The sequence below is a fragment of the Bartonella sp. AP7XZML genome, from assembly GCF_042195745.1.
In the GTDB taxonomy this organism is placed as follows: domain Bacteria; phylum Pseudomonadota; class Alphaproteobacteria; order Rhizobiales; family Rhizobiaceae; genus Bartonella.
The window spans coordinates 47,328-60,111 of the sequence record NZ_JBHIOT010000022.1; the positions used below are offsets into that span (position 1 = coordinate 47,328).

Sequence of the window (12,784 nt, forward strand, 5' to 3'; positions counted from 1 at the left end):
GGATTATAGCATTAATGAAATGCTATTCAAAAGTATTTTTTACAGAAATTTATATTAATAAATTTATATTAAAGAAAGGATTATTCTTATTTATAACTGTGTTTAGTGTGGATTATTATTTATCCTCAATTTTATCCACAAAAGGAACTGAAAAAAGAATAAAAATATCACTATCTTAAAGATATTATCCCCTCTTTTTTTATAAGAGGGATTAAATTATCACAAGCATTTAATTTGTGCATAAAAAAGGAGAATTTTTCATAAATTTTAGTTTTATAAAAAACGGTGAGGATATATACACATGTCTTAACAAGGAGTTAAAATTTTTGTGACAAAAGAAAAAAAAATCTTTCATTTACACATGCTTTCTGATGCAACAGGAGAAACATTAATTTCTGTTGGAAGAGCTGTAGCATCGCAATATGCAATGATTCAGGCAACAGAGCATATCTATCCTATGATTCGTAATAGAATACAGTTACAGAAAGCTCTTGATGAAATACAACAAGAGCCAGGTATTGTTCTTTACACAATGATTGATGAAGAACTTAAACTACTCCTTCAAAAAAAATGCAAAAAAATAGAAGTTCCCTGTATTGATATATTGCATCCTGTTTTAAATGCTTTTCAGTCTTACCTTGGAATGCCAACACATTTACGTGCGAGCGCACAACATGATCTTAATGCAGATTATTTTCGCCGTATTGAGGCACTGGATTTTACAATAGAGCATGATGATGGACAGTCTTTCAGTAGCTTATCCGAAGCAGATGTGATCCTTGTGGGAATTTCAAGAACCTCTAAAACACCAACAAGCATCTATTTAGCAAATCGCGGAATCAAAACGGCTAATGTTCCTCTTATTCCAGGAATTGATTTGCCAGAATCTCTTTTAGAGGTAAAAAATTCTTTAATTATTGGTTTAATTGCTTCAGCTGAAAGAATCTCACATATTCGTCAAAATAGAGATTTAGGAGAAGGTTTTGCTCTTGATAATTATACTAATCGTATCAACATAGCTGAAGAATTAATCCATGCAAAACGCATTTGCGAACGTTTTGGTTGGCCTATTATTGATGTCACAAGACGTTCTATTGAAGAAACTGCTGCTGCAATATTTGAACTGTTATCACGATTTCGTGAAGGAAATGAGAGAAAATTCTCATGAACGCAGATACTTTAATATTAGCATCTCTTAGTTTTTATCGTGCAAAATTATTAAAAAAAGCAGGCTTAAATTTTTCCATTGAAGGAGCTTCTTTTGATGAAAGAGAAGTAGAAAAAAAAGCAAAAGAAAAAACACCTAAAGAACTCAGCTGTTTTCTTGCGAGCGCAAAAGCAAAAAATGTTTCAGATCGTTTTCCTGATGCTTTCGTTATTGGTTGTGATCAAGTTCTTGATTTTGAAGGTCAAGTTTTTCACAAAGCAACAAATATTAAAGAAGCGCATCAACGTTTATGTGAATTATCAGGAAAAACCCATTCTCTTCATAGTGCGGTAGCTTTATTTAAAAATGGTCAAAAAATTTGGGTTGAAGCTTTTAGTGCACATATGTCCGTCCGTTTACTCTCATCAGAATTTATTGAACGTTATTTAGCACGCGTAGGAAAAGATGTTTTAAACAGCGTGGGAGTATATCAAATTGAAGGAGAAGGAATTCATCTCTTTGAAAAAATTGAAGGAGATTTTTTTACCATTGTTGGTTTACCTTTGCTGCCTCTACTCATAAAACTGCGCCACTTAGGAATTATTGATGGTTGACTTAACAATAAAAAAAACAAATTATCCGCGTGCTTTTGTTGTTGGTTCTCCAATTCATCATTCAAAATCGCCAAAAATTCACAATTTTTGGCTTAAACAATATGGTTTACAAGGAGAATATCTTGCACAAGAAGTAACATCTGAAGAGTTCAGTCATTTTATTGCGTCTTTACAAAAAATAGGCTTTTGTGGAGGAAATGTTACTTTGCCTTATAAACAGGAAGCTTTTCGTTTAGCAGATTATAAAGATGAGAGAGCAACAATGATTGGTGCTGTTAATACACTTTGGTATGAAGAAGATAAGCTTTGTGCCACGAATAGTGATGCCTATGGTTTTAGCGCTAATCTTGATGATTTTGTATCTGATTGGGGAGGGGAAACAGCTCTTGTTTTTGGAGCAGGTGGTGCCGCACGCGCTATCATATATGCCTTAAAAAGACGCGGTTTTGAACAGATTTATTTAATTAACCGTACAAAACAACGTGCTGATAATTTAGCTCAGCATTTTGGAAAAATCATTAAAGTTTACGATTGGCATAAAATCCATGAAATACTTCATCAAGCTGATTTGATTGTTAATACAACCTCTATTGGCATAAAAAGTCCAGAAGAAAAAAGTGATTCTTTTTTTTGCGATTTTCATAAAGCAAAAAAAACGGCATTAGTAACAGATATTATTTATACACCATTGATAACTCCTTTTTTACAACAGGCAAAGGCTTGTGATCTCAAGACGGTTGATGGACTTGGGATGCTTCTACATCAGGCTGTTATAGGGTTTGAACAGTGGTTCGGAATAAGACCACAGGTAACAAAAGCGTTACGGACAGCTATTTTAGAGGATATGAGTGAAAAAAGAGAATGAAGATCATAGGATTAACGGGATCAATTGCTATGGGAAAATCAACAGTTGCTGATTTTTTCAAGCAAGCGGGTATTTCTGTTTTTAGTGCTGATGAAGCAGTACAACAGCTTTATAAAAGTGAGCCAGCTTTGTCATTCATAGAGCGTATTTTTCCTGGTGTGGTTGAAAACGGAGAAGTTAACCGTTTGAAACTTTCTGAAATTTTGATTGATGATAAGGAAAAATTACAAACATTAGAAAAAATAATTCATCCTTTGGTGCAAGAAAAAGAAAGGGAATTTATTGATATAGCGCGTGAACAAGGGAAAAAATTAGTTATTCTTGATATTCCACTTCTGTTTGAAAAAAATGGTGAAAGTCGTGTGGATAGCGTTATTGTTGTTTCTGCTCCACCAGAAATACAAAAAGAACGTGTAATGATTCGCCAAGGTATGAATGAGAGAAAATTTGCCTTTATCAACGCTCAACAAATGCCAGATGAAAAAAAACGAGAACGCGCTGATTTTATTATTGATACAGGGAAAGATTTAGAGAATACACGTCAACAGGTTTTTGATGTGATAAAAAAATTGCTAAAGAATTAAAATTATGCGTGAAATTATTTTTGATACAGAAACAACAGGTTTAGATAAAGAAAAAGATCGCATAATCGAAATTGGTTGTGTAGAAATGGTTGATCGTTATCTTACGGGGCGCCAATTTCATGTTTATTTAAACCCTGAAGGCGTTATTATTCCTGATGAAGTTGTAGCAATTCACGGATTAACCAATGAACGCCTAAAAAACGAGAAAAGTTTTAGTGATATTGTTGATGAATTTTTGGAATTTATTAAAGGCGCGACAATGATTGCGCATAATGCGAGTTTTGATATTGGTTTTATTAATGCAGAATTAAAACGCGTCAACAAACCGCTCATCAGTGTTGATAATATTCTTGATACACTGGCTATGGCACGGCGTAAATTCCCTATGGGGCCTAATTCTCTTGATATTTTATGCAAACGTTTTGGAATTGATAACAGCCATCGTGTTCTTCATGGTGCTTTGCTTGATGCAGAGATTCTAGCCGATGTTTATATTGAACTAATCGGTGGAAAGCAAGGTGTATTGGGTTTTGGTAATAGAAGGGGTGTTGATGAACATATCCAGAATGATAAAGATACATCTTATGCAGTTAAAATTCGCTCACAGGCTTTACCTTCAAGATTGAGTATGCAAGAAAAAAGGTTGCACGCCGATTTTATCAACAAAATGGGTGAAAAAGCTCTGTGGAATAACTTCAAAATTCATGAATAACATCATCTTTTATCTAAAAGAGTCACGTTTGAAATTAAAGAATATCTATGTCAAAAAAAAACGGTCGTTGTGGGGAGGGGAACACCACAACGACCCTGTCGCTACATCGTACCTCAGCTATCATAGGAGGAGCAAAATGAAAGCTATTAATCCTGTAACAGCAAAGAAAAGCTCTAGGTACTTAATATAAAGTGCAACGACTTCACGTCTTATGAAGAGAAAAAATGGCTTTTTAGAGGCAAAGTGAAAAAATATATAAGGGTAATTTGTTTTTTTAGCTGAAATGGAGAAAAAATTGTCATGAAAGCAACAGATCATCTTTTTTTGGTTGACGGATCAGGCTATATTTTTCGTGCTTATTATGCTTTGCCGCCTTTAAAACGTAAAAAGGATGGACTTCCTGTAGGAGCAGTAGCTGGTTTTTGCAATATGTTATGGAAATTACTTTGTGATGCTCGTAATACAGCTACGGGTGTTGTTCCAACACATTTTGCTGTTATTTTTGATTATTCATCTGATACTTTTCGGAAACAAATTTATCCTGAATATAAAGCGAATCGCGCTGAACCTCCTGAAGATCTAATTCCTCAATTCGCGCTAATACGCCAAGCAACGAAGGCTTTTAATTTGCCTTGTATTGAAAAGGAAGGCTTTGAAGCGGATGATTTAATTGCTACCTATGCAAAATTTGCAACAAAGGTTGGGGCAAAAACAACCATTATTTCTTCTGATAAGGATCTTATGCAACTCGTAAATACGCATGTATCTTTGTATGATGGAATGAAAGATAAGCATATAGGTATCTCAGAAGTTATAGAAAAATGGGGTGTTGCGCCTGAAAAAATGATTGATTTACAAGCATTAATTGGAGATTCAACAGATAATGTACCGGGTATTCCAGGCATTGGTCCAAAAACTGCAGCTCAGTTGTTAAATGAATTTGGTTCTCTTGATCTTTTATTGCAACGCGTAACAGAAATTAAACAAACAAAACGGCGTGAAAACATTCAAGCTTATAGAGAACAAGTTAAAATGTCTCGTGAACTTGTCAGGCTTAAAACAGATGTTCCTATAGATAATGATTTAGATGATTTTGTTTTGGAACCACAAGATGGTCCACGTTTAATTGCTTTTTTGAAAGCGATGGAGTTTTCAACATTAACGCGTCGCGTGGCAGAGGCAACGTCATGCGATGCAGCTGTTATTGATGCACTTGATATAGATGTTGAATGGGAAAAACTAAGCCCCAGGCATGATTCTGAAATCAGGCATGATTTTGAGATCAAGAATACTGAGCACGCATCTCTTCATAGTTTTTCTGAAAATTCTCCACAAGTTTTTGCACAAAAACGTAAAGATCAAGCGCTGACTCAAAAAATTACAAGAGCTGCTTATACAACAATTCTTGATGAGAAAATTTTAAAAGAGTGGTTATCACAAGCACAGGAGCAGGGTTTTTTCGCTTTTGATACTAAAACAACATCTCTTGATCCGATGCAAGCAAAGCTTGTTGGTTTTTCACTCGCATTACAGCCGGAAAAAGCAGCTTATATACCTCTTGAACATTTTGATGAAGGAGAAGAGGATCTTTTGAGGGGCGGGCGCATTGCCTCACAGATTGAGGCCCGAAAAGCTTTAGCACTTTTAAAACCGATATTAGAAGATTCAGCGGTGTTAAAAATTGGTCATAATATAAAATATGATTGGTTGGTGATGAAGCAATACGACATTATGATAAGCTCTTTTGACGACACCATGCTTTTATCATATGCTTTTGATGCTGGAACTTTAACCCATAATATGGATGATTTGTCTGAACGTTGGCTTGAGCATAAACCAATTGCCTATAAAGATTTAACGCATAACGGAAAAAAAATTACTTCTTTTGCACAAGTAGATTTAAAACAAGCAACCCTTTATGCGGCGGAAGATGCTGATATAAAGCTACGCCTTTGGCAAGTATTGAAACCACAACTTGTTGCTCGTGGGATGACAAAAATTTATGAGCGTCTTGATCGACCCCTTGTAAAAGTTCTTGCAAGAATGGAAGAACGGGGGATTCTTATTGATAGGCAGATTTTATTGCGTCTTTCCGGAGAGTTGGCACAAGCTGCTTTGATTCTAGAAGAGGAAATTTATAAACAAGCTGATGAAAAGTTTAATATTGCTTCGCCAAAGCAATTAGGGGATATCCTTTTTGGCAAAATGGGATTGCCTGGAGGCGCTAAAACAAAGGGTGGACAATGGTCAACTTCTGCACAGACTTTAGAAGAGTTGGCTGCTGAAGGTCATATTTTACCGCGTAAAATTATTGAGTGGCGTCAACTTGCAAAGCTAAAATCTACCTATACAGATGCCTTGCCTTCTTATATTTTTTCAAAAACAGGGCGAGTTCACACGAATTATTCTTTGGCAATAACATCAACAGGTCGGTTATCATCATCAGAGCCAAATTTGCAAAATATTCCAGTGCGAACTGCTGAAGGGCGTAAAATCCGAACAGCTTTTATTGCTCCCAAAGGACGTGTGTTACTTTCTGCTGATTATAGTCAGATTGAGTTGCGCATTCTTGCACATATTGCGGATATAAAAGCATTGAAAGAAGCTTTTGCTAAAGGGCATGATATTCACGCTATAACGGCATCACAAATGTTTGGTGTTGCGATAGAAGGAATGCATTCAGATATACGACGGCGTGCAAAAGCGATTAATTTTGGTATTATTTATGGTATTTCAGCTTTTGGATTAGCCAATCAATTGGGAATTTCACGCCAAGAAGCGGGTCGTTATATTCAACTGTATTTTGAAAGATTTCCAGGAATTAAAGATTATATGGAGAAGACCAAAATCTTTGCACGTGAAAATGGTTATGTAGAAACAATTTTTGGACGTCGTATCCATTATCCAGAAATAAAAGCAAAGAATGTAAAAATTCGTTCTCTTAATGAGCGGGCAGCTATCAATGCTCCAATTCAAGGTTCTGCGGCCGATATTATTCGCCGCGCTATGATACATATGGAAGATGCTTTAAAAGAAGAAAAACTATCAGCAAAAATGTTGCTGCAAGTGCATGATGAACTGATTTTTGAAGTACCAGAAGAAGAAAGTAAAAAAACCATGACTGTTGTTAAAAATGTTATGGAAAATGCTACAATACCGGTTCTATCTTTATCTGTACCGCTTGAAGTAAAAGTCATGACGGCTCAAAATTGGGATGAGGCACATTAATTTTTTTATTTATTTTTAAGAATGTTGATTGCGTTAGAAAGATTAAGATAGGCTTTGATAGGCAAATGATCTGAAGCAATGCGTGCAAGCGGTGAATGATGATTTTCAATACTTGTTACCAATTGGTGGGGAAAAGAAAAAACTCTATCAAGGGCTAAAAAAGGAAAGCGAGAGGGAAAGCTTGGTACAACTTCAAAAGTGCTATCAAAATAGGGAGAAAAATGATTTAAAGATGAGCCTTTTCCCATCCGCCATTCATTAAAATCTCCTATAAGGAGTGTAGGCATAAGGGAGCGTTTTTGGAAAATTTCAAGGAGCATTTTTGTTTGTTGTTTACGAGAGTAACGTAATAAGCCAAAATGAGCCGCAATAATACGAATAGGGCCTGCTTCCATTTCCAACTCTACAACTACAGCCCCACGTGGTTCAATACTAGGAAGAGTGACTTGTAAAGTATCACGTACATATCCCTTTCGCAAAAAAAGAGCATTCCCATGCCAACCATGGCCATGAGGTGACATAGTATTAAGAGGTACAGGAATCAAACCGGTTTCAGCTTTTAATAGCTGAAGATTAATCAAACCAATGCGTTCCCCAAAACGTTTATCTGCTTCTTGAAGAGCAAGAATATCAACTTGTAATTCAGTAATAACACGGACAATTCTTGTAGGATTAAAAATTTTATCAACACCTACACATTTATGCACATTATAGGAAGCAACGGTCAGATCATAATTACTATTTTGATTGATGATGTTTGATTGATGATGAGAGCGGCTGTGAATTGTATTTAAAAAGGAGCTATGGAGTTTTTGTTGGATAAAACCGGTAAACCAAGGGAATTTTTGCTTATAAGGGATTTTTGTCATTTTGCGAAAAGAATAGTTTCTAAGAAGCAGAGGGTAAAGATTTACACTAAAAACAAAAGAACCTTGTCTCTTTTAGAAACAAGGTTCTTTAATTAAGTTATGATTTTTGCAATCAATCACGGTTTGAGCCAAGAAACTGTAGCAAGAAGACAAACATATTAATGAAATCAAGATAAAGATTCAACGCGCCCATAATAACTTTACGTCCTCTGGTATCGCTTTCATCTCCTTCATAATACATCAACTTAATGCTCTGGGTATCGTAGGCTGTTAAACCGGCAAAGATAAAAACACCAATCACAGAGATAGCAAACTGCAAAGCGCTTGATCCAAGAAAAATGTTCACAATCATGGAAAGCAACAAGCCGATCAATCCAATGAATAAGAATGAACTGATTGCTGTGAGATCACGCTTTGTTGTGTATCCATAAAGTGAAAGAGCTCCAAAAGTTGCGGCGGAAATGACAAAGGTTTGCACAACACTTTCTGTCGTATAGCGCAAAACGATTGAAGACAGTGAAAGACCAACCAGAGCAGCATAACCAAAAAAGAGACTACGAGCAGCATTTGTGCTCAATGTATTAATTTTAAAACTGAGAAATAAGACTGCTATGAGTGGTGCAAACATAACAATATAAGAGAATGGCGATGTATAAAATGTTACTCCAAATGGTGTTAGATAAACACTGCTATTGATTTGAGCTGCTGCTTGGCTCATATCTGTTGTCGTTGCTAATGATACAATTGCATAAGCGGCAGCAGCTGTAATAAGCAAACCAATGGCCATTGCATTGTAGACACCCAACATATAGTCGCGTAATCCCTGATCAATTGATGCATCGGCATGAGAAGCAGGTGCCGAACGTAAATCTTTAAAATTAGCCATAATATAAAATCCTTTAGCATATGTTCTGTCAGGTATAGGGCTTTAAAGGTGTCTCTGTCATTACACAGATAAGCTTGGTATAAGCCTTAATTGGGCAAATACAAAAACCCTTAAGAATCACTGACAGAATTCCAGCATATATGCTCTTATTATGGAGATTTATTTAAAAATTACAAGAGATTTATATGAAGAAGGAACCTTACAAATTGGTAAGGAAATAGTTCATTTTAATAAAAAATATTTCCATTTTTTGCCATATTTTTGCAAGATAAAAAGACTATACTTAAAAACTTTTCTATTTTCACAGAAACTATGTAATACAATCCCTTATAAAATATTCACTATTTTTGCGTTTATGAGAAGAGCGGCAAGTATCATCACACTATTTTCAACCTCCAATATTGCATCTGTTTTGCACGGTTATAAGAGCTATTGAATTGGATTTTTATATAATATATTGATGTATAATGATAAATTGTCTTTTTGAATGCTAAATGATACTCCGAATATCGCAAGATTCTCTGGTTGAAAATCTGTTCATATTAAATCAATCAAGATTATTGACTTGCTTGTGTCTTGCAAGAGACATGGTTTTAATGGATTCAATATGAAAAGATTCCAAATAAAAGAGATTTAGGATAGTAAGGGCTTTTATTCAATATGAAAAATGGTAATTTATATTTATAATCAATATGTTGCTTTAACAATACACCATTGAAAATAGTTGAAAAAATGTTTTTTATTAAACAATATATAAAATAAAAAAGGAAAGTTTTTAAACGAAGCACTTAAGAAAGGCTCTGTAAAAGCGATATCTGTAAAAACTAAAAAACATACGAAAAGCAATTGTTCTAATCAAATAAACAGAACTTCAAATGCTGTGAAATGTCTCCTCAAAAATTGTGATGTAGGACACATGGATAAAAAATATTGATTTCTATTTGAGTTCATTTCTTTTGCACTAACTAAGTGTAGAAATGTGAAGTTGAAAAGAAAGTAAGATCTTATCGTCCCATGAAGAGAAACACGTGAAATGACGAGCAACAAGAATTCATTAAGAGAAATCAATGCGTAATCAGACTTGTGATGATCAAAGATCTCTGTTTTCTAAGGCAATGAACATATCAGTGAGAAGATGTACTATTGGAATGACGCCTTCCTTTCATCCAAGTACGCAATTCTTCAATAAGGATGGCAATAACACCGAGAGTGATAAAACTATCTGCAAGGTTGAAAATAGCAAAATAAAAAATATCATCAATATGAAAAAGTATATAATCAGTGACATGATGAAAGCGAATACGATCAATGAGATTGCCGATGGCTCCCCCAATAATAAGAATAAGGCCAAAGCGCATTAAAGACTTATTATATTCAGTATTTTTCCATAACCATAGAAGAAAGATAATCACAATGATCGTGATGGCGATGATTCCCCACTGAGAAAAGGAAGAAAAAAACGAAAATGCAATGCCAGAATTGCGCACATGATAAAGGGAAAGAAAAGGAATAAGCGAAATTTCTGTTCCTAAAGGCATATTGTGCATAACCCAGTATTTAACAGCTTGATCAAGTACTACTGTAAAAGCCAAGCCCAAGAGAAGAAAAGGGAGTGATTTACGAATCATGTTTTTCCTCACATGGTTCCAGTATTAAATAGGGGCGACGGATTTCATAAAGCATAACAGCTGTTGCTACAGCTAGATTAAGCGAGTCTGCTCGTCCGCTTTGTGGAATACGCGTAAGTTTATCACACCGATTCGTAAGAAGATCTGATAATCCCTGTTTTTCATTCCCCATTAAAAGGATAATAGGGCCATTTTTGAAGTCAAGTGTGCGATAATCCAGAGAACCTTTGAGGTGTGTTCCAACAATCATACCTTTAAAGTGAGAAGACCAGTTTAAAAAGCCGTTTTCATCAAAACGATAAAGTGGTACAGAAAAAATAGATCCCATGGTTGCACGTACTGTTTCAGGCGAGAAAGGGTCTGTTGTCTCGCCAATTAAAATAACACCTTTAGCACCTACAGCATCAGCGGTTCGAATAATGGTACCAAGGTTTCCAGGATCACGTACACGATCAAGCGCGATGTAAACATCTTTAATCTGCCCTTTTATCATTTCAAAAGAGTGCCATTTTTGCTTGAAAATACCAATAACTGTTTGTGGATTATCGCGTCGGGTAAGTGATTCCATAACCTTTTGTGAGGCTTTAATAACAAAACCACCGTTGGCTACAGCACGTGCGGCAGTATTTTCGATAGTAGCATTACCGATTTCACTTTTAGAAAAAATAAGCGTCTGTATTATCCAGCCAAGATTGAGAGCATCAATGACCAATTTCAATCCTTCTGCCATGAAAAGACCTTCTCTATTACGGTTTTTCTTTTGGCTAAGTGCTTTAAGATTTTTTATGATGGGGTTGCTAAGAGAGGTAATTTCTTTCACTCTACCAGTTTTGGGTCTACACATATTCAAGCAATCCAACGGCTAAAAAGAGAAGTAGAAAGAGCACGTCCTGCAACTTCTTCACGCAAAATGAGTTCTCCTGATTCGACCGTACCACCAAGATTTACAAATGCATCACGCATTAAAGCATGAAGTGCAAAGAAGGAAGCACGAATAGAATAAGCCGTAAGGACAACAGAGAGCGGTTTATCAGAGAGAAGTTTACGACAATTTGTGATCATAGCGGGTAAATGATCAAACAGTTGCCAAATTTCACCATGGGGTCCACGCCCATAAGCAGGGGGATCAAGAAGAATCATATCATAGCTTTTCTTACGACGCAGTTCACGCTCGACAAATTTCATAGCATCATCGCAAATCCAGCGAATAGAATGATCTGGTAATCCTGCTCTTTCTTGATTAGCTTTTGCCCACGCAATGGCTTTTTTAGAAGCATCAACATGGGTAACATTCGCACCCGCTCGTGCTCCAATCAAAGAGGCAATACCTGTATAGCCAAAAAGATTCAACAATTTTATAGGGCGTTCGGCTTTAACAATTTGTTCTTCCATAGAGCGCCAATGGGCATCTTGTTCAGGAAAAACCCCCACATGACGAAAGGAAGTAAAACGGCCTAGAAAAGACAATCCATTCCAAGCAAGAGCCCATGTTTCATCAAGTGGCTTTTTAGGAAAATGCCAACGCCCAACCCCTTCTTCATCAAGGTTTCCTGTGAAAATAGCATCAACATCAGCCCATTGTTTTTGTGGTAAAGCGGGTTTCCATAGTGCTTGACCTTCTGGTCGAATAATGCGGTGAGCTCCATAACGTTCTAATTTTTGTCCATGACCAGAATCAATGAGAGCATAGTTTTCGCTTATACCCGTTTCTAAAATAAGGGGCAGCTTTTCCTGCGGATATCTATTGTTATGGGAGAATTGAAAGCATTGTGCGGGCATGTTTTGTATCACGGTATATGAGGTATAAAAATATATTATAAAGCTCTTAAATGTTTCGTAAAAGTGCAAAAAAGCTAAAGTCAATTAAAACATGTATAAAAAAAGAAGAAGAGCACTTTTAACTCTGTACTGAATATAAAATACAGAGAGAAAAGATTTCATTTAAACACCATTACACCAGATTTGTGATAGATGTTTTCAATTTTTCAATCTCGGCTTTACTTTTTTTGAGAGCTTTTTTGTATTTGTGATAGGAAAACCAACTGATCAGATTTCCTAATAAAATACCAAAACCAAAGAAAATAAAGAGCCATATAAAGAGGGGAGCATGATAAGTAAAACTTTCAGGATTTGCTCGAAAAGGATCAAGGGTTAACGGAACCATTTGACGATTAGCCACGATAAAAACAATCAAAACCGCTGCGAGAATCACACCGATACTTGTTAGAAGAATACGTTTAATTATCATAAG

General features: G+C 35.7%; 12 protein-coding genes. 6 read left to right on the forward strand and 6 right to left on the reverse strand.

Features of this window, described 5'->3' with window-relative positions; all coding sequences use genetic code 11:
* The first annotated feature begins 328 nt into the window (after positions 1-328).
* The 6 genes from ACFILT_RS02275 to polA all read left to right on the forward strand — a co-directional run bounded on the left by ACFILT_RS02275 (position 329) and on the right by polA (position 7,150).
* Positions 329-1,168 carry a pyruvate, water dikinase regulatory protein gene (locus ACFILT_RS02275; RefSeq protein WP_375678861.1) on the forward strand — a complete coding sequence of 280 codons (840 nt, stop codon included), beginning with the start codon at positions 329-331 and terminating at the stop codon, positions 1,166-1,168.
* On the forward strand, positions 1,165-1,761 hold the full coding sequence (locus ACFILT_RS02280; RefSeq protein WP_375611343.1) for a Maf family nucleotide pyrophosphatase: 597 nt from the start codon (positions 1,165-1,167) through the stop codon (positions 1,759-1,761). Before ACFILT_RS02275 ends, ACFILT_RS02280 begins: the two co-directional genes overlap by 4 nt.
* On the forward strand, positions 1,754-2,626 hold the full coding sequence (locus ACFILT_RS02285; RefSeq protein ID WP_375679506.1) for a shikimate dehydrogenase: 873 nt from the start codon (positions 1,754-1,756) through the stop codon (positions 2,624-2,626). Before ACFILT_RS02280 ends, ACFILT_RS02285 begins: the two co-directional genes overlap by 8 nt.
* Entirely contained in the window at positions 2,623-3,210 is a 588-nt protein-coding gene (coaE, locus tag ACFILT_RS02290; protein ID WP_375678859.1) for a dephospho-CoA kinase, read from the forward strand. The genes ACFILT_RS02285 and coaE overlap by 4 nt, the downstream gene beginning before the upstream one ends.
* A gap of 4 nt (positions 3,211-3,214) precedes the next feature.
* Positions 3,215-3,922, forward strand: coding sequence for a DNA polymerase III subunit epsilon (dnaQ, locus tag ACFILT_RS02295; RefSeq protein WP_375679507.1), 708 nt, complete (start codon positions 3,215-3,217; stop codon positions 3,920-3,922).
* Between the two features lie 300 nt (positions 3,923-4,222).
* Positions 4,223-7,150, forward strand: a complete 2,928-nt coding sequence (polA, locus tag ACFILT_RS02300) for a DNA polymerase I (protein ID WP_375679508.1) — start codon at positions 4,223-4,225, stop codon at positions 7,148-7,150.
* 5 nt (positions 7,151-7,155) lie between these two features.
* Here polA and ACFILT_RS02305 read toward each other — a convergent pair whose 3' ends face one another.
* The 6 genes from ACFILT_RS02305 to ACFILT_RS02330 all read right to left on the reverse strand — a co-directional run bounded on the left by ACFILT_RS02305 (position 7,156) and on the right by ACFILT_RS02330 (position 12,781).
* A complete protein-coding gene (locus ACFILT_RS02305) occupies positions 7,156-8,019 on the reverse strand; it encodes an endonuclease/exonuclease/phosphatase family protein (RefSeq protein WP_375678857.1) in 864 nt (287 codons plus the stop codon).
* Between the two features lie 112 nt (positions 8,020-8,131).
* Positions 8,132-8,905, reverse strand: coding sequence for a Bax inhibitor-1/YccA family protein (locus tag ACFILT_RS02310; RefSeq protein ID WP_375678856.1), 774 nt, complete (start codon positions 8,903-8,905; stop codon positions 8,132-8,134).
* A gap of 1,124 nt (positions 8,906-10,029) precedes the next feature.
* Complete coding sequence (lspA, locus tag ACFILT_RS02315) at positions 10,030-10,533, reverse strand: signal peptidase II (RefSeq protein WP_375678855.1); 504 nt, start codon at positions 10,531-10,533, stop codon at positions 10,030-10,032.
* A complete protein-coding gene (locus ACFILT_RS02320) occupies positions 10,523-11,377 on the reverse strand; it encodes a TrmH family RNA methyltransferase (protein ID WP_375678854.1) in 855 nt (284 codons plus the stop codon). The genes lspA and ACFILT_RS02320 overlap by 11 nt, the downstream gene beginning before the upstream one ends.
* A gap of 2 nt (positions 11,378-11,379) precedes the next feature.
* Positions 11,380-12,312, reverse strand: a complete 933-nt coding sequence (locus ACFILT_RS02325) for a class I SAM-dependent methyltransferase (RefSeq protein WP_375678853.1) — start codon at positions 12,310-12,312, stop codon at positions 11,380-11,382.
* 172 nt (positions 12,313-12,484) lie between these two features.
* Complete coding sequence (locus ACFILT_RS02330) at positions 12,485-12,781, reverse strand: lipopolysaccharide assembly protein LapA domain-containing protein (protein ID WP_273790185.1); 297 nt, start codon at positions 12,779-12,781, stop codon at positions 12,485-12,487.
* Positions 12,782-12,784: the final 3 nt, after the last annotated feature.

What these genes read in the sequence shown, in the direction of transcription:
- ACFILT_RS02320 (WP_375678854.1), bottom strand. Translation starts at nt 11,377, where the DNA reads ATGTGTAGACCCAAAACTGGTAGAGTGAAAGAAATTACCTCTCTTAGC.
- lspA (WP_375678855.1), bottom strand. Translation starts at nt 10,533, where the DNA reads ATGATTCGTAAATCACTCCCTTTTCTTCTCTTGGGCTTGGCTTTTACA.
- coaE (WP_375678859.1), top strand. Translation starts at nt 2,623, where the DNA reads ATGAAGATCATAGGATTAACGGGATCAATTGCTATGGGAAAATCAACA.
- ACFILT_RS02330 (WP_273790185.1), bottom strand. Translation starts at nt 12,781, where the DNA reads ATGATAATTAAACGTATTCTTCTAACAAGTATCGGTGTGATTCTCGCA.
- ACFILT_RS02305 (WP_375678857.1), bottom strand. Translation starts at nt 8,019, where the DNA reads ATGACAAAAATCCCTTATAAGCAAAAATTCCCTTGGTTTACCGGTTTT.
- ACFILT_RS02310 (WP_375678856.1), bottom strand. Translation starts at nt 8,905, where the DNA reads ATGGCTAATTTTAAAGATTTACGTTCGGCACCTGCTTCTCATGCCGAT.
- polA (WP_375679508.1), top strand. Translation starts at nt 4,223, where the DNA reads ATGAAAGCAACAGATCATCTTTTTTTGGTTGACGGATCAGGCTATATT.
- dnaQ (WP_375679507.1), top strand. Translation starts at nt 3,215, where the DNA reads ATGCGTGAAATTATTTTTGATACAGAAACAACAGGTTTAGATAAAGAA.
- ACFILT_RS02285 (WP_375679506.1), top strand. Translation starts at nt 1,754, where the DNA reads ATGGTTGACTTAACAATAAAAAAAACAAATTATCCGCGTGCTTTTGTT.
- ACFILT_RS02325 (WP_375678853.1), bottom strand. Translation starts at nt 12,312, where the DNA reads ATGCCCGCACAATGCTTTCAATTCTCCCATAACAATAGATATCCGCAG.
- ACFILT_RS02280 (WP_375611343.1), top strand. Translation starts at nt 1,165, where the DNA reads ATGAACGCAGATACTTTAATATTAGCATCTCTTAGTTTTTATCGTGCA.